This window comes from Acinetobacter sp. 22301 (genome assembly GCF_052045285.1).
Lineage (GTDB): Bacteria > Pseudomonadota > Gammaproteobacteria > Pseudomonadales > Moraxellaceae > Acinetobacter > Acinetobacter pittii.
Window position 1 is genome coordinate 859,170 of sequence record NZ_JBQEOR010000001.1, and the last position, 21,568, is coordinate 880,737.

Annotated in this window: 15 protein-coding genes and 1 pseudogene; 11 read left to right on the forward strand and 5 right to left on the reverse strand. The window is 38.5% G+C overall.

Annotated features, from left to right (window positions below):
• Nucleotides 1–4: 4 nt before the first annotated feature.
• From purT to dapC, 3 genes are read left to right on the forward strand one after another with little or no spacing between them, the layout of a single operon-like run.
• On the forward strand, nucleotides 5–1,222 hold the full coding sequence (gene purT / locus ACTJJH_RS04055) for a formate-dependent phosphoribosylglycinamide formyltransferase (RefSeq protein ID WP_262729657.1): 1,218 nt from the start codon (nucleotides 5–7) through the stop codon (nucleotides 1,220–1,222).
• Between the two features lie 27 nt (nucleotides 1,223–1,249).
• Complete coding sequence (gene glnD, locus ACTJJH_RS04060; protein ID WP_000608324.1) at nucleotides 1,250–3,913, forward strand: [protein-PII] uridylyltransferase; 2,664 nt, start codon at nucleotides 1,250–1,252, stop codon at nucleotides 3,911–3,913.
• Between the two features lie 25 nt (nucleotides 3,914–3,938).
• Nucleotides 3,939–5,108: a succinyldiaminopimelate transaminase gene (gene dapC / locus ACTJJH_RS04065; protein ID WP_025469676.1), complete on the forward strand. Its 1,170-nt coding sequence runs from the start codon at nucleotides 3,939–3,941 to the stop codon at nucleotides 5,106–5,108.
• Nucleotides 5,109–5,162: 54 nt separating this feature from the next.
• Here the strand turns inward: dapC and ACTJJH_RS04070 are convergent, their stop codons facing one another.
• The 4 genes from ACTJJH_RS04070 to msrB form a co-directional block, all read right to left on the reverse strand.
• Nucleotides 5,163–5,795 carry a LysE family translocator gene (locus ACTJJH_RS04070; protein ID WP_032034752.1) on the reverse strand — a complete coding sequence of 211 codons (633 nt, stop codon included), beginning with the start codon at nucleotides 5,793–5,795 and terminating at the stop codon, nucleotides 5,163–5,165.
• Nucleotides 5,796–5,859: 64 nt separating this feature from the next.
• Nucleotides 5,860–6,696, reverse strand: a complete 837-nt coding sequence (locus ACTJJH_RS04075) for an AraC family transcriptional regulator (RefSeq protein WP_068531258.1) — start codon at nucleotides 6,694–6,696, stop codon at nucleotides 5,860–5,862.
• 8 nt (nucleotides 6,697–6,704) lie between these two features.
• Nucleotides 6,705–7,190 (reverse strand): glutathione peroxidase, encoded by a 486-nt coding sequence (locus ACTJJH_RS04080; RefSeq protein WP_002114194.1) that lies wholly within the window; start codon nucleotides 7,188–7,190, stop codon nucleotides 6,705–6,707.
• Nucleotides 7,187–7,606, reverse strand: coding sequence for a peptide-methionine (R)-S-oxide reductase MsrB (gene msrB / locus ACTJJH_RS04085; RefSeq protein ID WP_002114184.1), 420 nt, complete (start codon nucleotides 7,604–7,606; stop codon nucleotides 7,187–7,189). The genes ACTJJH_RS04080 and msrB overlap by 4 nt, the downstream gene beginning before the upstream one ends.
• Before the next feature lie 239 nt (nucleotides 7,607–7,845).
• Between msrB and ACTJJH_RS04090 the strand changes: the two genes are divergently transcribed.
• From ACTJJH_RS04090 to ACTJJH_RS04125, 8 genes are all read left to right on the forward strand, one after another.
• Nucleotides 7,846–9,276 (forward strand): pyridoxal phosphate-dependent aminotransferase, encoded by a 1,431-nt coding sequence (locus ACTJJH_RS04090; protein WP_014206525.1) that lies wholly within the window; start codon nucleotides 7,846–7,848, stop codon nucleotides 9,274–9,276.
• 474 nt (nucleotides 9,277–9,750) lie between these two features.
• A complete protein-coding gene (locus tag ACTJJH_RS04095; RefSeq protein WP_440600774.1) occupies nucleotides 9,751–11,058 on the forward strand; it encodes a dicarboxylate/amino acid:cation symporter in 1,308 nt (435 codons plus the stop codon).
• A gap of 669 nt (nucleotides 11,059–11,727) precedes the next feature.
• Nucleotides 11,728–12,795, forward strand: coding sequence for a type II asparaginase (locus tag ACTJJH_RS04100; protein ID WP_014206524.1), 1,068 nt, complete (start codon nucleotides 11,728–11,730; stop codon nucleotides 12,793–12,795).
• Between the two features lie 198 nt (nucleotides 12,796–12,993).
• Entirely contained in the window at nucleotides 12,994–16,557 is a 3,564-nt protein-coding gene (dnaE, locus tag ACTJJH_RS04105; protein ID WP_440600775.1) for a DNA polymerase III subunit alpha, read from the forward strand.
• Nucleotides 16,558–16,571: 14 nt separating this feature from the next.
• Entirely contained in the window at nucleotides 16,572–17,411 is an 840-nt protein-coding gene (locus ACTJJH_RS04110) for an RNA methyltransferase (RefSeq protein WP_017399896.1), read from the forward strand.
• Nucleotides 17,404–18,216: a serine O-acetyltransferase gene (gene cysE, locus ACTJJH_RS04115; RefSeq protein ID WP_014206521.1), complete on the forward strand. Its 813-nt coding sequence runs from the start codon at nucleotides 17,404–17,406 to the stop codon at nucleotides 18,214–18,216. The genes ACTJJH_RS04110 and cysE overlap by 8 nt, the downstream gene beginning before the upstream one ends.
• A 105-nt stretch (nucleotides 18,217–18,321) precedes the next feature.
• Nucleotides 18,322–19,260, forward strand: coding sequence for an ABUW_2363 family tetratricopeptide repeat lipoprotein (locus ACTJJH_RS04120; protein ID WP_017399898.1), 939 nt, complete (start codon nucleotides 18,322–18,324; stop codon nucleotides 19,258–19,260).
• Nucleotides 19,261–19,376: 116 nt separating this feature from the next.
• Entirely contained in the window at nucleotides 19,377–21,383 is a 2,007-nt protein-coding gene (locus ACTJJH_RS04125; protein ID WP_440600776.1) for an esterase/lipase family protein, read from the forward strand.
• 53 nt (nucleotides 21,384–21,436) lie between these two features.
• On the opposite strand, the pseudogene ACTJJH_RS04130 reads toward ACTJJH_RS04125, so the two are convergent.
• Nucleotides 21,437–21,568, reverse strand: a pseudogene (locus ACTJJH_RS04130) (FAD-dependent oxidoreductase); the annotation flags it as partial.

Sequence of the window (21,568 nt, forward strand, 5' to 3'; positions counted from 1 at the left end):
CAGGATGATTCGCATGAGCGTGACACTCGGTACCCCACTTCAATCTTCTGCATTTAAAGTTTTATTGTTAGGTTCAGGAGAGCTTGGCAAAGAAGTTGTAATTTCCTTACAACGCCTTGGTGTAGAAGTACATGCAGCCGACCGTTATGATCACGCACCAGCAATGCAAGTTGCACATTTTTCTTATGTATTAAACATGGCAGATCCTGCCCAATTAAAACAACTCATCGAGAAAATTAAACCAAATTTAATTGTTCCAGAAATTGAAGCAATTGCGACAGAAGTTTTACTTGAAATTGAAGCGAGCAAAACAGCAACTGTCATCCCTTCTGCTAAAGCTGTAAACCTCACAATGAACCGTGAAGGCATCCGCCGTCTTGCGGCTGAAGAACTTGGCCTACCTACTTCTGCTTATCGTTTTGCTGATACGCTCGAAAGCTTCCGCGCCGCTTGCGATGACATTGGTTATCCAAACTTTGTAAAACCAGTCATGTCATCTTCAGGTAAAGGTCAGTCTCGTGTAAAAAGTTTCGATGAAGTCGATGCTGCATGGGAATATGCATTGCAAGGTGGCCGTGTTAACCAAGGCACGGTTATTATTGAATCTCAAATTGATTTTGATTTTGAAATTACATTACTTACCGTTCGCGCTAAAAACCCTGAAACTGGTGAAATCGAAACTCATTACTGTGACCCAATTGGTCACCGCCAAGATGCCGGGGATTATGTAGAAAGCTGGCAACCTCAACCAATGACGGCGGCGGCACTTGAAGAAGCAAAACGTATTGCAAATAAAGTGACAACTGCACTTGGTGGCTGTGGTATTTTTGGTGTAGAACTGTTTATTAAAGGCGACAAGGTTTGGTTTAGTGAAGTCTCACCTCGCCCACACGATACAGGACTCGTAACTTTAGCATCTCAGTTTCAAAGTGAATTTGAACTGCATGCACGTGCAATTTTAGGTTTACCTGTAAACACAGCACGCCACAGTGTTGCAGCAAGTGCGGTAATTTATGCTGGAGTTGATGCCAGCAATTTAAGTTATAGCAATCTCAATGTAGCTTTAACACACCCAGACACCGATTTACGCCTGTTTGGCAAACCAGAAGGTTTCAAACGTCGTCGTATGGGGGTAGCAACCGCTCGTGCTGAAAATACTGATCTTGCTCGTACTTTAGCGAAAGAAACCGCTGATCAAGTAAGCGTTCAAACAAACTCTTAATTTTTACTTATTGGTAGACCCATTTTCATGATCAATATATCGCCATTGTTGAACTATGTCTCAAGTCATCATGATATTAAAGCCATTAATCAATGGCGAACGGATGTAGAAAAACAGTTGCAAGATTCATATGAAAATGGGCAATCTATTCGTGAAATCATTAAAGCCCGTTCAGATTTAGTAGATGAAGCACTGATCTTTTTATGGAAACATGCTGAACTCGATCAGACAGAACTGGGCCTTTTTGCTGTAGGCGGTTATGGGCGCCGTGAAATGTTGCCCTATTCCGATGTCGATATCATGATCCTATCGGAGCATGAAATTAACGAAGAAAACGAAAAACGTATCTCTACATTTATTTCTTCTTTATGGGACGTTGGAAACTTTAAACCCGGCATTAGTGTTCGCACGATTCAAAGCTGTGTTGAACAGGCTGCTACCGATTTAACCGTTGCAACAACTTTAATTGAAGCGCGGTTAATTACTGGCAATAGTCAGCTTGCGAAATGGCCTCGCCGTATTGTTTCGCAGACATGGACTGACAAAACATTCTATGACGCAAAAATGGCCGAACAAGCCAAGCGTTACCATCAACACAACAATACTGAAAGTAATTTAGAACCCGACATTAAAAATGCACCGGGTGGTATACGTGACATTAACCAAATTGGCTGGATAGCCAAACGTCACTTTCGCGTAAATCGTATTTATGACTTAGTACATTTAGGTTTCATTTCAGAGTTTGAATTGGCAGTTTTAGAAGAAGCTGAAAGTTTTCTTTGGGAAATTCGACATCATTTACACCGTTTAGCTAAACGTGATGAAAACCGTTTACTCTTTGACCACCAAAGGGAAATTGCCGCTAAATTTGGTTATGTTCGTCAAGAAGGCCAACCTGTAAATTATGGTGTTGAGCAGTTCATGAAACGCTACTACCGTACGGCGCAGCAAGTTTCAACACTCAATGAAATGTTGCTTGCGTATTTTAGCGAGTCAGTGATTACTCCTCGACTGCCCAACTATGAACGCAAAATTGAAGTTGTTAACGATCACTTTAAAATTGTCGATAATAAACTTGCCGTACAACATCATAAAATATTCGCCGAGCATCCAAGCGCGATTTTAGAGTTGTTCTATATTTTAGCCAATCGACCAGATATTGAAGGTATTCGCGCCCGGACTTTACGCTTACTTATTCTTGCCGCAAAACGAATCAACCAAAGTTATCGCGATAATCCAGAGCATCAAGCACTGTTTATGTCGATTATTCGCTCACCATATCGTTTATACGATACCTTGGTTGCGATGAAACGATATGGTGTTTTAGGAAACTATATTCCTGCTTTTGGCCAAATTATGGGCCTTATGCAATATGACTTGTTCCATATCTATACGGTCGATGCTCACACATTATTATTGCTGCGTAATTTAAATCGTTTTAGAGAACCTGAATTTGCCAAAGAATTCCCTGTAGTAAGTTCAGTTTTCCAACGTCTTGCTCGTCAAGATATTGTGTTCATTGCTGCTTTATTCCATGACATCGCAAAAGGTCGCGGTGGTGACCACAGCGAACTCGGCGCAGAAGACGCGATTGAGTTTGGCCGTGCACATGGCTTTACAGAGCGTGAATGCAAATTAATTGCATGGCTTATTCAAAACCATTTGCTCATGTCTTTGACCGCTCAGAAAAAAGATATTTCTGATCCTGATGTCGTGAAAGATTTTGCAGAGAAACTGGGCGATATGGAGCATCTTGATTATCTATATACCTTAACGGTTGCCGATATTAACGCGACAAATCCAAAACTATGGAACACATGGCGCGCTTCTCTCATGCGTCAACTTTATACGCATGCTCGTGATGTAATCCGTACAGGTTTAGGCCGTCCCGTTGACTACCAAATGCTGATTGAAGACACCAAATTTGCAGCAAGTGAATTGCTGGTAAATAACTTCGCATTGGCAGATGTCGAAAAAGTATGGCAAGAACTAGGTGATGAATACTTCATTAAAGAATCAGCGGATGAAATTGCGTGGCATACACAAGCAATTTTAAAACACGGTGATAATCCAGAGCCATTAGTCCTCCTGCGTGCTCACCGTAAAGCAGCTCAAGATGCGGTGCAAATCTTTATTTATACTCGCGATCAACCTAACCTATTTGCCACCACTGTTGCCGTTTTAGACCGAATGAACTTAGACGTTCAGGACGCAAAAATTATCACGGCAAGTACAGCATTTAGCTTAGACACTTATGTTGTACTTGATCGTTTCGGGACATTGCTTACCGACCCAGAACGTGAAGAAACCGTTAAAAATGCATTAGTGAAAGCCCTTAGCCAACCAGACCAATATCCGGGACTCATGCAACGTCGTATTCCACGTCAATTACGTCATTTCGATATTGAAAATACAGTCGACGTAACATTAAATGAAGCCTTACAGCAAAATATGGTCGAAATTTCAACACTCGATCACCCTGGCCTACTTGCACGCGTCGGTGGTTTATTTATGATGCAAGGTTTAGACATCCATTCAGCCCGAATCGCAACTTTAGGCGAACGTGCCGAAGATATTTTCTTTGTCACCAAAAAAGATGGAAAACCGCTGAATAACGAAGAGGTCAAACTCTTCTCGGAAAAACTGAAAGCTGCATTAGATGAAGCATCTAATCAAATTTGTCAGCACTGAAACTCAACTACTTGGTAACTGTTTAATGAACTCTAGCTTGTCGTTATTACACCCGTATCCATTTGAAAAGTTAAACCAACTTTTTAAGGATACTACTCCTGCTAACCTTCCCTTGATTCCTCTATCAATTGGCGAACCTAAGCATCCAGCACCAGAGTTTGTTAAACAGGCTATTATTGATAACTTTAACCACCTATCAACTTATCCAAACAGTAAAGGCTTACCTGAGCTTCGCCAAAGCATTGCAGATTGGTTAACTAAGCGCTTTAAACTTAACAGCATTAGTGCTGAAAACCACATCTTGCCTGTCTCTGGTACACGTGAAGGCATTTTCTCTTTTGTACAGGCATTAATTAATCGTGAAGATGCACCTTATGTGGTGATGCCGAACCCGTTTTATCAAATTTATGAAGGTGCAGCTTTACTTGCAGGTGCAAAGCCATACTTCATTAATTGCACGGAAGAAAATGGCTATTTAGGTGATTTTGATGCAGTACCAGCAGAAGTTTGGGAAAAAACAGCCCTACTTTTTGTATGTACACCGGGTAACCCAACAGGTACTGTGCTTTCTAAAGAACAATTTAAAAAGCTAATTGCTCTATCTGATCAATATAATTTCGTTATTGCTTCTGATGAATGCTATTCAGAGCTTTGGTTTGATCAAGCACCTACTGGTCTATTAGAAGTGTGTGCTGAGCTTGGCCGTGATGACTACAAAAACTGTATCGTATTTCATTCACTTTCAAAACGCTCAAATTTACCAGGTCTGCGCTCAGGTTTTGTAGCGGGTGATGCCGATCTGTTAAAGCCATATTTGCAATACCGCACCTATCACGGCGCTGCAATGCCAGTACAACACCAGCTTGCTTCAATCGCAGCGTGGAACGATGAAAACCATGTTGAAGAAAACCGTAAGCAATATCGTGCAAAGTTTGATTTATTCCAATCTGAGCTAGGTCATCTGCTCCCACTACAAAAACCTGATGCTGGTTTTTATTACTGGTTAAAAGTCGATAATGATGAAACTTTTGCCAAAATGCTCATGGAAAAAGCACATATTAAAGTTTTACCGGGTCGTTATCTATCTCGTGATACCGAACAAGGTAACCCTGGTGCCAACCATGTGCGTATGGCTTTAGTAGCAGATTTGGCACAATGTGAAGAAGTCGTTAAACGTTTAAAAGCGATTCTTTAAACCCAGCAAAATTGCATAGCCTTCAGTATTATTTAGGAGGCTATGCAATCTGCATTAACTATAAACAACCAATAACACTGCGAACAAAATGAAAGCCAAACTAGAGCAATAATATATTCCTCTAGCAGAACGTTTAATCTGTGCTAATACCCGCTCTTGACGCAATAAACGAACCAATAATAAATTCCAGCCAAAAACTACTCCTGTCATCCATATACTCATTAGTAATTTTTGAAATAAGCTAAATTCCTGTTGAATAAGTAGCATTAAACTACTATAAAACATAATATTTTTAGGATTAAGAAGACTGGATTGCAAACCCAGAACTAAGCTTTTAACTTTACTCTTATAAGTAGACTCTTGTTCAACCAAACTATTTTCAGCAACAGTAATATTTAAGTTTGTTCCTTGAGTGGCTCTAAAACAAAGAAAACTCAAATAAACTAAATATCCAGCCCCCAGCCATTTAAGTACTAAAAGAATCGTTGTGCTTAAATTGCCAAGCACCATAAATCCAAATATACACACCATTAAGATAACAGCATTACCCAAAGTAATTCCCAGAATAACGCCATAGGTATAACGCGCTCCTTTTTGCAAAAGACTGGTCAAAATAAGAAAAAAATCTGGACCTGGAGATAGTAGTGCTAAAAAGTGAGTAAAGGCGATAACCAAAAAAACTTCCATAACGATTTCATCTTTAAAATTGTATGGAGTAGCTTAAAAATAGAGAAAAATAATTTCTTGTAAATTATTGCGCGGCTGCAAGTTGAAACTGTCGAGGAGTAATTCCCGTATGTGCTTTAAAAGCTTTATGAAAATGGCTTTGATCACTAAAGCCTAAATTGACAGCTAGCTCTGCGAGTGAAATCCCTTGCTTTAATTGAGCTCTGGCTTGATTAATCTTTAAATTAATTTGAAATGCATGTGGAGTTAAACCAACATTGGCCTTGAATAAACGAATGATTGCATATCGACTAAGACCAACCTGCTCTGCAAGCTCTTCAAGAGAAATAAATCGTTCTGACGATTTAATAATATGAATTAAGTCCAAAAAATCTTCATACAAATATTCAGTTTTTTGTATTTCTTGTAATACGAAATGAGGGAGTAACAGCTGGGTAAGGCAATAGATCAGCGACTGTTCTTTTTCAATAATTAATTTTTCAGGATCAAATAAAGTTTCATTCATATCAGAAAAAGCCTGATATAAAGTTTCTTCTTTTATTATGAGCGGCTTATGCTGAGGCAGATGCAAATCCAGACCATGTTCTCGAAATTCTGAATACAGCTGATTTAACCACCTTATGTCCAAATGTAGCATTTGGTAACTCCAAGCCTGATCCGGCAAAGGGTTACATGAATGCTCAATATGTGCTGGTACAATCACCAAAGTACCAGCATCAATCTTTTGGGGTGTACCAAATGAACTTTGAAAAACGCTATTCCCCTCGTCTATAGCCCCGATAGAAAACGTTGGATGACTATGAGACTTATAACACGTTCGGCTTAAACAGGATCTTCTGGTTTCAACATACGGCATTCGCCCATCTTGCCAAAACTCAAAAGCTTGAGGAATAGCGTTCATTTAAACGATTAACTCGCTAATGCTTTTTCAATATCAGCTTCTAAAGCTTCTGGCTTAGTCGTAGGTGCATAGCGATTTAAAACAGCACCATCTTTACCTACCAAGAATTTGGTAAAGTTCCATTTAATGCTACTACTACCTAAAATACCTTTAGCTTCACGTGTTAAATATCTAAAAATCACATGGGCTTCCGGGCCTTTTACATCAACTTTAGCAAACATGGGAAATTTCACCCCATAGTTACGCTGACAGAAGCTACCAATTTCTTTATTGCTTCCTGGATCTTGCCCACCAAACTGGTTGCAGGGAAAACCTAAAACTTCTAATCCTTGATCTTTATATTTTTCATATAGTTTTTCGAGGCCAGCAAATTGTGGTGTAAAACCACATTTACTGGCAGTGTTTACAATTAGTAAAACTTTACCTTTGTAATCAGCCAATTGCTTAACTTCACCCTCTAACAGCTCAGCTTCAAACTGATAAATATTACTCATGGATAGGTTTCCTCATCATTTTTTTCTTCTGTTTTCAGTTGTAATGATGCCGAGTTTACACAGTAGCGCAAACCAGTCGGCTGTGGTCCATCTTCAAATACATGCCCTAAATGAGCTTCGCAATCATGACAAACTATTTCAGTTCTGACCATACCATGCGTTAAATCTTCATGTTCATCAATGACAGCACCATTGATCGGACGGAAGAAACTTGGCCAACCGCAACCGCTATCATATTTGGTATCTGATGAGAACAACTCTGCGCCGCAACAACGGCAAACATAGGTACCATGTTGCTTAGTATTCCAGTATTGCCCCGTAAATGCAGGTTCAGTGCCCTTTTGTCGTGTAATCCGATACTCTTCTGGTGATAACTCTCTTTGCCATTCCCGGTCTGTTTTATTGACTTTTCCCATGACATACACCTTTTATTCTGAAGTAAACATTTCTGATGATCGAGTTTTATATTTACGCCATTCATCACAAAAACACTAGTCTCTGAACGTAAAATTTGTTGGAATTTAAACATATAAAGAACAAAAAGCAAAAAGTAAGCAAAATACAAAATCAAAAGTAAGCAAATTTATTACTAATCTTCTTTAAAGCAAGCAAACATAGTGCTATTCTAAGTGCGCACGGTTGTATAGGACAGAACATGTCTCAGAAAAAAAGTGTGGTTTTCCAACAACTACTACCAATTATTAAACAATATCAACAATCGGGTTTTACCCATGAAAAAATTGTTGAACTATTGAAAGATCAACATGATCTAAATTTGGTAACAGTTAAAACATTTAAAAGTTATTTATACCGATATGCAAAAGTGAATCCCGTTATGTCTAAAAATACTGCTACCATCCATTCCATGCCATCTACTCGAGAAATCAAAAAATCATCGAAGCTTGAGCATGTTTGTTATGACATCCGTGGACCAGTTTTACGAGCCGCCAATGAAATGGAAGAGCAAGGACATAAAATCATTAAGCTGAATATCGGCAATCCTGCTCCTTTTGGATTTGAAGCACCACAAGAAATTATTAATGATGTTGCTTTAAACTTACCAAACGCAATTGGTTATGTTGACTCAAAAGGTATCTTCCCTGCTCGCAAAGCAATTTGTCAGTATTACCAGCAAAAAGGAATTCTCAATATGCATGTCAATGACGTGTATATTGGTAATGGCGTATCTGAACTCATCGTAATGGCTATGCAAGGCCTATTAGATGATGGAGACGAAATGCTGATTCCAATGCCGGACTATCCGCTTTGGACAGCAGCAGTTAATCTTTCAGGCGGCACAGCAATTCATTATAAATGTGATGAAGAAAATAGCTGGTACCCAGATATTGCTGATATTGAAAGTAAGATTACTCCGAATACTCGCGGTATTGTCATCATTAACCCGAACAACCCTACGGGTTCAGTATATCCACGCCACATTCTTGAACAGATTGTAGCGATTGCAAAAAAATATGATCTAATTTTATTTGCTGATGAAATTTACGATAAAATTATTTATGACGGCATTGAACATGTTTCAGTAGCGTCATTAGCGGGCGACCAGCTTTGTGTATCTTTTAATGGTTTATCAAAAGCTTATCGTATTGCAGGCTTCCGTTCAGGTTGGATGGCAATTACGGGTGATAAAAGCCGTGCTGCCGACTATATCGAAGGATTAGACATGTTAGCGTCAATGCGCTTATGTGCAAACGTTCAAGCTCAATATGCGATTCAAACTGCCCTAGGCGGTTATCAATCAATTAATGACTTGATCCGTCCTGGTGGCCGTTTATATGAACAGCGTAATATTGCTTGGGAAATGCTTAATGAAATTCCAGGCGTAAGTTGTGTAAAACCAGATGGAGCAATGTACTGTTTCCCGCGCCTTGACCCGAACATCTACCCAATTGAAGATGATGAAAAGTTAATGCTTGATTTGCTACGTGCAGAAAAAGTTTTATTGGTGCAAGGTACAGGCTTTAACTGGCCAACACCTGATCATTTCCGCGTGGTTTTCTTACCTGCTGAAAATGAATTACGTGAAGCAATTACCCGTCTAGGTCGTTTCTTAGCCAATCGTCGTTAAAAAAATGCATAACAAAAAAGGCATCTCTAAATAGGTGCCTTTTTTATAATTCTATTTTTTTCATTTTTATAAAAGAAGAATCTTCTAACCACATAACAATTTTATCAACACAAAATAAATTATTGTATTTAAATAATTTTTATAAAATTTATGATTCTTTCGACTTTAAGAATTAGTTAATTTTTTGATTTATATATTTTTTACCATACGTTTTAAATTACTTGATTTCCTTCAATCTACTTAACCTTTATTATGCAAAAAATGCATGGATCAATATTTTTTTGCATTTCACACTGCTTCAAAATCGAGCAACAATCCATCTCCATAACAACATCACCATATTCGATTCGGTTAAAACAGATACAGATCTAGGAAGATAACATCGTTAGAACAACCGAACTGAACTAACAAGGAAAGCTTTCAATCATTCAAATCCCATCAAAGGATGATTGAATCAAATGGATAGAGGTTCATATGAAGCAAAAGAAATTGCTCAAGTATATTGTTGTTGCTATTTTACTTGGCATACTGACAGGTTGGATTTGTCACCACTTCTTTAATGAGAGTGAACAATTGAAGCAAATCGCTTCTTATCTCAACATACCTACAGATATCTTTTTACGCCTTATCAAAATGATTATTGCTCCATTGGTATTTGCCACAATTGTTTCAGGCATTGTATCAATGGGGAAATCTACATCAATCGGCAGTATCACCCTTAAATCAATGACTTGGTTTATTACTGCTTCGTTCGTATCGCTTGCTATCGGTATGGGTCTGGCAAACTTTTTCCAACCAGGTGCAGCTCTAGATTTAGTATTACCAACTGCACAACAATTGAGTAGCTCTTCTGCTCCAGCGACTACAGGCTTCACTCTACAATCATTTTTAAGCCATGTTTTCCCACGCAGTATTGCTGAAGCAATGGCAAACAATGATATTTTGCAAGTCCTTGTTTTCTCTATTTTCTTTGGCTCAGCCCTTGCTTTTGTAAATCAAGGCAAAGAAAAAGATTCAGTTATCATTCGTTTAACTGATGAACTCAGCAAAATCATGTTCCGTATTACTGATTACGTCATGATGTTTGCACCTGTTGCAGTATTTGCAGCAATCGCTTCAGCAATTACAGTACAAGGTTTAGGCTTGATTGTTGACTATGGCATTTTAATCGCGGAGTTTTACTTTGGTCTTTTATTACTGTGGATCATCTTATTCTCAGTAGGTGCAATCGTACTTAAAAAAGATATTTTCCGCTTAGGTAAATTAATTCGTGAACCTGTAACGCTTGCTTTTGCTACAGCTTCAAGTGAATCAGCCTATCCTAAAGTAATGGATGCACTAAATAAATTTGGTGTGCCTAAAAAAGTAACGAGCTTTGTATTACCTTTAGGTTATTCATTTAACCTTGATGGTTCAATGATGTACACCACGTTTGCAGTGCTCTTTATTGCTCAGGCCTACAATATTGATCTTAGTTTCACTCAACAAATCTTAATTTTGTTAACTCTAATGGTAACAAGTAAAGGTATTGCAGGTGTTTCTCGAGCTTCTATTGTAGTTATTTCAGCGACGCTCACTATGTTCCATTTACCTGAAGCTGGCATCCTTTTATTACTCGGTATCGATCAGTTCCTTGATATGGGCCGTACTGCAACAAACGTAGTAGGTAACAGTATTGCTACCGCAGTTGTTGCCAAGCTTGAAGGCGATAAAGTGGCTGATACTGAAGAACTACCAGAACCAGTATTAATTAAATCAACTCAAGAACAAACGACCGCTTAAGTTTCTCTTTTCTCCCACTCTCCCAACTTAAGAGCAATTTTATATGACCTTATAAAATTGCTCTTTTTTTATTTTAAAATTACTGGCAGAAATTCACCTATATTTTTATATTAAATAATGACTTTAAACTGCTATTAAATTTTCTTAAATCAAACCTTAAAAATAGAATGAAAATTATTCAAACAAATTTTATATTTTTAAAAATAAATACCAAGTGATTAAATTTTAATTCAATTTACAACAATTAAATTATATTAAATTAATAGAATTATTTTTCAATTCATACTGAAAATTTAAAATCATCTTAATATTAAATTATAACAATAAAAATCAACAATATAAAAATATCAAATGGCAAAAAATTACTTACACACATCTATTATTTTTTAATTTTATACAGATAAAAAAATCATTTGTTTTATTTATATTAAAAAGTAAACAAATCAAGATAAATTAGAAAAACTTAATAGATTTTTTATTTTATTCATGTTATTTATTAGCGCTAAATAAAAGCAATGATTAAGCGGTTGTTGGTGAAACAAAATGCTATTCAAGGATGCTTCTTATTCAAACAAGTTATGAATATGTTTTACATGGTATGTATTTTGCTTAGGAAAAGCAGTCATATTCAACAAACTTTTACTTCGTCACTTCATAAGGATATTTTCGATGTTGACTAAAACTGTTAAATCTTTAGGTTTAGCGATGGGCTTATTAGCCTGCTCTCTCCCACTTTATGCAAAAAATAATGTTGTTGTAGTTGCGACTGGCGGTACTATCGCTGGTGCTGGCGCAAGCTCGGCAAATAGTGCAACTTATACTGCTGCAAAAGTTCCTGTTGATACGCTAATTAACGCAGTTCCACAAATCAAAGATTTGGCAAATGTAACTGGTATTCAAGCATTACAAATCGCTTCTGAGAGTATTACTGACAAGGAATTATTAGAAATTGCTCGTCAAGTGAATGAGCTTGTTAAAAAGCCATCTGTTAATGGTGTCGTAATTACACACGGTACAGATACTTTAGAAGAAACAGCATTTTTCTTAAATTTGGTTGTTCATACTGATAAACCGATTGTACTTGTTGGCTCAATGCGTCCTTCAACTGCTCTTTCAGCTGATGGTCCACTTAACCTTTATAGTGCAGTTGCTTTAGCAGCTTCTGATGATGCAAAAAATAAAGGCGTTATGGTTCTCATGAACGACTCTATTTTTGCTGCACGTGATGTAACTAAAGGCATTAACATTCATACAAATGCTTTTGTTAGCCAATGGGGCGCTTTAGGTACATTGGTTGAAGGCAAGCCTTACTGGTTCAGACAATCTGTAAAGCGTCATACAAATGCTTCAGAGTTTAATATTGAAAATATTAAAGGCGATGCACTTCCAACTGTACAGATCGTTTATGGTTCGGACTCTATGCTTCCAGATGCATATGAAGCGTATGCAAAAGCTGGTGCTAAAGCGATCATTAATGCAGGTACTGGTAACGGTTCTGTACCAAAATATATCGTACCAACCTTACAAAATCTTCACGACAAAAACGGTATTCAAATTATCCGTTCATCACGTGTCGCACAAGGTTTCGTATTACGTGATGCAGAACAACCTGACTCTAAATATGGTTGGGTAGCAGCACATGATTTAAACCCTCAAAAAGCGCGTCTTCTTGCAGCTTTAGCTCTTACTAAGACTAATGACACGAAAGAAATTCAGCGCATGTTCTGGCAGTACTAAGTTTTTCAACCAGCCCAAACATAAAGTTTGGGTTGGTCCTATTTCTTAAAAATAAGCTCTTTTATATTCAATCTGTACAATAGATATTCAAATCATTCTTCTTAAATAATAAAATCCTTAACAGTTTGCCAAAATATTAAGCATTTCGTTTTAACTTTGCGTGCTAAACTATGCTGCAGTCGTATTAAGGATTGGTTTATGCAGTTTGTTCATCTCGGTATTTATACAGAATTTTCGATTACAGAGTCGATAGTTCGCATACCTGACTTGGTCAACGCTGCGGTTAAAGACCAAATGCCTGCGCTGGCATTAACCGATCTATCAAACCTTCATGCAGCAGTAAAATTTTATAATTCTTGTTTAAAAAAAGGGATTAAGCCGCTTTTAGGTAGCACAATTCGCCTTGACGATGCTCAACATCGTGCAACTTTACTTGCAATGAGTAATGTAGGCTGGAAAAGTCTAACTGAAATCGTTTCACGCGGTTTTATTGAAGGTCAACAACTTAGTATTCCATGTGTAAAAAAAGAATGGGTACTTGAACAACATCAAGATATTATCGTTTTACTTGGCCAGCATAGTGATGTAGGTCAGATGCTTTGCTCATCTAACCCTCAAAAAGCGGCTCCCCTTTTAGAAGCATGGATCGAAAAATTTGGTAACCGTGTTTATCTGGCTTTAACACGTACCGATCGTTCTGGTGAAGAAGACTTTATTCAAGAAGCCGCTAAACTTGCTGCCCAATATAATGTCGGGGTAGTTGCGCATAATGATGTGCACTTTGTAGAAAAAGAAGATTTTGAAGCACACGAAGCCCGTGTTTGTATTGCTGATGGCTATGTATTAGCAGATGATCGTCGTCCACGCTTATATAGTCCTGAGCAACATTTTAAAACCTCGAACGAAATGATCGAGTTGTTTTCAGATATCCCAAGTGCTATCGAAAACACCTATAACATTGCAAAACGCTGTAATGTTAGCCTACAACTCGGCACTTACTTTTTACCTGACTATCCAATTCCAGATGGCTTTACCATCGACACTTACTTTGAGCATTTGTCAAAAGTAGGTTTAGAAGAACGTTTAGATTATCTCTACCCTGTCGAAAAACGTGGCGAAGACTGGCCAGAGATTCGTAAACCTTACGATGAACGAATTGACTACGAAGTCGGGATTATCCTCAAAATGGGATTCCCGGGTTACTTCCTTATCGTCATGGACTTCATCCAGTGGGCAAAAAATAATGGCGTTCCTGTAGGACCTGGACGTGGTTCAGGTGCGGGCTCACTCGTTGCCTATAGCTTAAAAATTACTGACCTTGATCCTCTTCGTTACGATCTACTTTTCGAACGTTTCTTAAACCCAGAACGTGTTTCGATGCCCGACTTTGACGTCGACTTCTGTATTGCCGGACGTGACCGCGTTATTGATTATGTTTCTCGTACTTATGGCCGTGAAGCCGTATCACAAATTGCAACTTTCGGTACGATGGCGGCAAAAGGTGCAATTCGTGACGTTGCGCGTGTTTTAGGTAAATCTTACGGTTTAGCTGACCGTATCTCAAAAATGGTGCCTACGAAACCGCTCGGTGTGGACTTAGCCACTGCTATCGAGATGGAACCTCAGCTTAAAGATATCGTTACCAACCCATCAAACCCAGATAATGATGATGCGAGTGAAATCTGGGAAATGGCTTTAAAATTGGAAGGTATCACCCGAAATACCGGTAAACATGCCGGTGGTGTTGTTATTGCACCCGGTAAGATTACCGATTTCTCGGCTGTGCTTTGTGATGAAGATGGAACAAGCCGTGTTGCTCAATATGATAAAGACGATGTAGAAGCAGCAGGTCTCGTCAAATTCGACTTCTTGGGTTTACGTAACTTAACCGTTATTGAAGACGCAATTCAAAATATTAATAAAAATCGCGATAGTAATGATCCGCTCATTATTTCGCATGTTCCACTTGATGATGCTAAAGCATATTCAGTCTTTGCCGATGCAAATACAACTGCGGTATTCCAGTTTGAATCCGTCGGCATGAAACGAATGCTTAAAGAAGCACGTCCAAGTAAATTTGAAGAGATTATTGCGTTCGTATCATTGTACCGTCCTGGTCCAATGGATCTTATTCCTGACTTTATTCACCGTATGCATGGTGGAGATTTTGAATATCTTCACCCACTTCTTGAAGGTGTATTAGAGCCAACTTACGGGATTATGGTTTATCAAGAACAGGTGATGCAGACTGCGCAGATCTGTGCAGGTTACACATTAGGTGGCGCGGACTTACTACGCCGTGCAATGGGTAAAAAGAAACCTGAGGAGATGGTTAAGCAACGCCAAATCTTCTTGGCAGGTGCTGCCGAAAAAGGAATTGATGAAAGTACAGCCAACCATATCTTTGACTATATGGAAAAGTTCGCAGGCTATGGTTTCAACAAATCTCACGCCGCAGCTTATGCCCTAGTTGCTTACCACACTGCCTGGTTAAAAGCACATTATCCTGCTGAGTTTATGGCAGCGGTAATGTCATCGGAAATGCAGAACACCGACAGTGTTGTATTTTTAATTGATGACTGCCGAAATAATGGCCTAGAAGTTTTACCACCATCCGTCAATATGTCGACTTATCATTTCCATGCGAGCGATGATAAAACTATTGTGTATGGTTTAGGGGCAATTAAAGGCGTTGGCGAACAAGCAATGCAGTCTGTAATTGACTCTCGTCGACAATTTGGTCCTTATACAGATTTATTCGATTTTTGCCATCGTATTGATTTGAAGAAAATCAATAAGCGTACTCTTGAAGCGTTGATTCGTGCAGGTGCACTCGATTGCTTGGGAATTGAACGTGCAAGCTTAATGGCACAATTGCCTGAAGCTGTTCAAGCTGCTGAACAAGCGCGAAGTAACCGTGAAAGCGGTATTATGGATTTATTTGGTGAGGTTGAAGAAGTTCAGCGTAAGCCAGCTAAACCAGTAAAACCGTGGAGTGATGAAGTTCGTCTAAAAGGCGAAAAAGACACGCTTGGCCTATATCTCACTGGTCACCCAATTGATGTTTACCGACAAGAACTTAAAGCTTTTATTCCGGTAAAATTAAATGAAATTACGGCTACACGTCGCGGTGTTACAACAGTGTATGCAGGTTTAGTTATTGACGTCGCAAACTTCCCGAATCGGGTAGTTATTGTACTAGATGATGGTACAGCTCGTATTGAAGTAAGTTGCAACCATGAACGTTTCCAACGTTTTAAAGATATTATCCAAGTTGAGCGTGTTGTCGTCTTTGAAGGCGAAATTTATGAAAGAGAAGGCTTTGAACGTCCAATGGGCCGTTTAACCAAGGCTTTTACTTTAAATGAAATACGACAAAAACGTGCTAACAGTATTCAGATCAAATTAGCAGAAGAGTTTATGCAAGCCACTTTGGCAAAAGATTTACAAAACATAATCTTGCCATTTTGCAATGTAGATATGCATCAACATATCACTCTACAGCTACAGATTGATCAACCTTATGCTCAAGCTGAGCTTCAACTTGGTCCGCAATGGAAAGTTGCTCCTCTCGATGAATTACTTGCTAAACTCAGAGATTATTTTGGTAAAGATAATATTTATATTGAATATCAAGTAAAGTCGAAAGCAGCTAAAGCAGCAGAACCTGCTCGTCCGCAAACCGTTGCTTCCCCTCCTGCGGACATGACTATGGACGATGCATTGGATTTATACCAAAGCGAAGTTTCTCAATATTCGTAATTTCTGGAAATCTTATGAGTTCGTTTGATCACAACACTGTGTCAAAACAATTAGCACAAGTGCGTATTGTCATGGTAAACACTACCTTGCCTGCCAATATTGGCAGTGCTTTACGTGCCATGAAAACAATGGGGCTAATTAAATTAGTTCTTGTTGCACCTAAAACATATCCTCACCCAGACATACAAGCGCTTGCTGCTGGTGCCCAGGATTTATTTGAACATCTTGAGATTGTCGACACCTTAGAAGATGCTATTAAAGATTGCCATTTAGTATTTGGAACAAGTGCACGCAGCCGTACTATTCCTTGGCCTCTACTTGATGTACGACCTGCAGCTAAAGAAGCCATTAAAGCCACTACTCAAGGACAACAAATTGCGATTGTTTTTGGCCGTGAAGATCGTGGTTTAACCAACGAAGAATTAGCACTGGCAAATTATCATTTAACAATTCCTGTAAATCCGGACTATGGCGTATTAAATGTTGCGCAAGCAATTCAAGTCGTATGTTACGAACTTCGCATGTCTGCTCTAGAACAACAAAACGTGGATCAAGATACAGATGAAATGCCATTAGTCCAAGGTCAAAGCATGCAATGGGATGAACCATTGGTGACTCAACAACAAATGGAAGAGTTTTATCCTCATCTAGAGAAAATGCTGACTGAAATTGAATTTTTAGATCCAGATAATCCACGTTTGTTACCTTTACGCTTGCGTCGTTTATTTGGTCGTATACAATTAGATCGTATGGAATATCATTTACTTCGCGGTATTTTTAGTCGAGTACAAGCCCTAACCAGTGGTAAATGGAAAAAAGCATTATCTGACAAGGAGGATCAACCCAATGCTTAAACAGCTGAAAGAAGATATAAAGGCTGTATTTGCGCGAGATCCTGCTGCCCGCAATACACTCGAAGTTCTCACGACCTACCCTGGCATTCATGCGATTATGATGCATCGTGTCGCACATGAGTTATGGCAAAAAGATTGTAAAGGTGCTGCTCGCCTTCTTTCTTCATTTAGTCGTTTTGCAACAGGAATTGAAATTCATCCTGGCGCTAAAATCGGTAAACGTTTTTTTATTGATCATGGTATGGGTGTTGTGATTGGTGAAACGGCTGAAATTGGCGATGATGTTACGCTTTATCATGGTGTGACCTTAGGTGGTACAACATGGAAGACTGGCAAACGCCACCCAACTTTAGAAGATGGCGTTGTTGTTGGTGCTGGTGCAAAAATTTTAGGTCCATTTACCATAGGCAAAGGAGCTAAAGTCGGTTCAAATGCTGTGGTAACTAAAGCTGTTCCTGCTGGCGTGACCGCTGTAGGAAACCCTGCTCGCTATATTTATAAAGATGCACCTGACAAGAATAAAGATGAAGAACGTCGCCGTGATTATGCGCAAAGTATTGGTTTCGCTCCATATGCGACAACTGCTGATCAGTCAGACCCTATTTTAGAGGGTATGCGTGTTTTACTTGATCGTATTCAGCATAATGAAACGCGTATGAATAATTTATGCCAACGTTTATCAGAGCTAGACCCGAGCTTCAAAAAAGAAAGTCAGGATGAACAGCCTTTTAGTGATGAAGAACTGAAAATTATTGAGGAAGTTCGTCGTGAATGCGGTGCGCAAGATAAGACATCAAAAACGTAATATTCTTGATTCATAATGTAACACGCTTACCCTTGCATGTCTGTTTAGCTTTTCCTAGACTTACCTGTACCAAATCTGACTTTACTAAAATGAACGGAAGATCCTATGAATTTTAAGCCTTTGGCATATATAATCCTTGCGACCTCAAGTTTAACCGCTTGTACAATGGCACCCGTAAAAGAACAAAAAATTGAGCCTTTTGTTTTCAAGGAACCAGAGCTTACTCCTCCTTTTTATGCGCTAAACCCTTTTAACTATGATCAGCCACCGGCATTTGAAGTTGCATTAAAAGACGCTGCTGCACAGCCTGTGACCAAAATGGTCGTTAATCGTCAAGATGATCCAACCAAACAGCTTACTCTCGACGTCAATAAACTGATCGTTCCGACTGTCAATAATTCACAGCGTTCAATGAAATACGCAGTTTTAGCCGGTGAAAATGAAATTGACGTGACTACTATCGATGACTTTTTACAGTTAGTAGAAGGTAAAGCACGTCATTACCCACCTCGCTTTACTGACCGTCAAGAACGTAAAGGCTTTGAAAGTAAACTTAAAGAAGTAACACAACAACTTGATACACTTGCTGCAAATCCAAATGCATCATTTGATATTTTAATTCGTGCTTTTAAAGCAAGTGTTCTTGCACGTAACCTTGATTTAGGTACTGTTCATACCACTAAATCCTTAGAATATGCTCAAAGACTTTTAAAAATTAATCCAGATGATGCGGAGACAAATTTCTGGTTCGGTTTTGGTTTATCTGAAGGTGGCGGTCAACGTGAAGCGATTCCATATTTAGACAAAGCCATTAAAGGTAATGTTCAAGAAGCATATTTAGCTGCTGCAAATAACTATATTGCAATGGAGCAAAAGAAAAACGCGATCCAGACGCTAAAGAACTATAAAGTTAAATATCCAGATGAAGCGGAAATTGCTGACCGTTTAATTCAAGAAATTGAAAAACAAGGTCGTTGGAACGTATGGCAAGTTTTAACTAACCCAGCAATGTCAGCAACTACCCCTGCTGCACCTAAAAAATAAGCTTAATTCTATAAAAAAGGGCTGTTTTGACAGCCCTTTTTTATATTTGATCATTTGAAAAATATTTTAAAATTTGTATGATCTACCTACCATTGAGCCACTATATTTTGACCATAATGTTTTCAATAAAAAGAAGCAAAACACTGTTGACGGTCATACTACTCGGTTCAATTCTGAGTGGTTGTCAGGTCGTAAATGTTAAACAGCAAGCTTTGAATGTAACGATTGCAAACGAACGTAATAGTATTCTTACCCAAGATAAACTCAGCGAAGCGAGTCTGAATGTTTTATCAATGTCTGGTCAGGAAGCTAAAGTTTGTACAGATACACCTGAAACCTGTGTAAATCAACTCAAAAACCTTCCTCAAATTTTAGATGAACAGTTCTTATCAGCAGCAAGCGAGATGTATCTCGCAAAAGCAATGGCTTTATCAGATACATCTGACTGTAAAGTAAGTAGATTTACTAAACATAAATCTGAAGAAGAACAAAAGAATCTTCTGAATAGATATGATGATTGCTTAGACCAGCAATTGAGCCTATTAGATAAAAGTATTCGCTATAGCTATGCCTATCTATTTTCAACAAAACGTAAGCCTAATGACCGTATTTTTGATAATAGACAAGTTCAAATTCGCGATTTCTATAATCAAGCAATCGCCAAAATGGTCGGTGTTTATGACTTAAGACATCCAAAGAAAAATGTTGTTGAACCACAAATTCATATTGATAAAAGTATTTATTCAATCGATTTTGAATTTCATAAACAATTAACGGGTCAAAAACTAGAAAAATTAATTTCAAGTTATAACCTGAATTTTTCTGGCTTAAGAACCATTAACCGCCGCGATGGTTTCGGCTCAGAATTCGTGGCTGTTTTTCCGCGTTCAGGAAATGAAGATATTAATGAATATATTCTAGACCCGCTTAAATATAATTATAAAAATGGTGTTAATCCAAATATTCATAATGCACGCTACTTGGCTGCGACTATTGTAGCTGAACCTAAACACGCGACTACTGTCGAAGAAATCATTAATAATCCAGAGTTCGTGATTCGAGTTTATGACCCATATCGAACAGATAATATTAATGTAGCAGGCAAACAATATCCTCTAGCAGCTAACTTTTCAGCACCTTATGGCCTATGGTTAGCCGAAAATAATTTAGGGGTTGCAGCTTATTTAACTCTGATTGACCGCGATCAGCATTTAACTATGCCGCATTTATATATGCTCGAACCTTATAATCCAAACAAAAAAATTATCGTGTTGGTGCATGGTTTAGCAAGTAGCCCCGAGGCATGGATTGCTCTTACTAACGATGTGATGGGCGATACGGTTTTAAGAGACAATTACCAAGTTTGGCAAGTTTTCTATTCGACTAACATGCCAATTTTAGAAAGTCGTTTTCAGATTTATGCACTACTCAAACAAGCTTTTAGTTCATTAAACCCAAGTGACCCTGCCGCGCATGATGCAGTTCTTGTTGGACATAGCATGGGAGGTATTATCAGCCGTTTACTGGTCAGTGATGGAGATATTACTAAACCTGCCTTAGAATTGATGACGATTCGTCAGCAAAACCGCTTTAAAAAACATCCAATGGTTACTGAAAGATTGCAAATGCATTCAATCAATAATTTTGATCGTGCAATTTTCTTGGCTTCCCCTCATCGCGGTACAGATTATGCAGATCGTTGGTTTACATTGGCGGCACGTAAAATTATTCGTTTACCAGGTGCATTTTTGTCAGCTGTAGCGACTTCACTGACAACTGAAAATTTAGATGTTAAAGATTTCTTGAGTAATATTGATAATGGTTTGATTCAAAATGGACCGAGCGATCTAAGTCATCAATCTAAATTTATGGAACTCACAAAAGATATTAATCCACACCAAGGATTAGTTTTCCACTCTATTATGGGTAACATCACCAAGAGTGATGATCCAAATGTGATTACCGATGGTATTGTCCCTTATAAGAGTGCTCACTTAGAAGGTGCAAAATCTGAGAAAGTTCTTCCAGGTGGTCATTCAATCCAACTGACACCACAAGCTGTATTAGAGTTACGTCGTATTTTACGAGAGCATTTAGTCGAACACGGTTTATATAAACCATAAAAAGAAAAAGAGCCAAAGGATATCCTTTGGCTCTTTCGTTTTGGACTTAAATTTTACTGCCCAGAACGGATGATGTAATCAAACGCTGAGAGTGATGCTTTAGCACCTTCACCTGTAGCAATAATGATTTGCTTGTAAGGTACAGTCGTACAGTCACCCGCAGCAAATACACCTTGTACATTGGT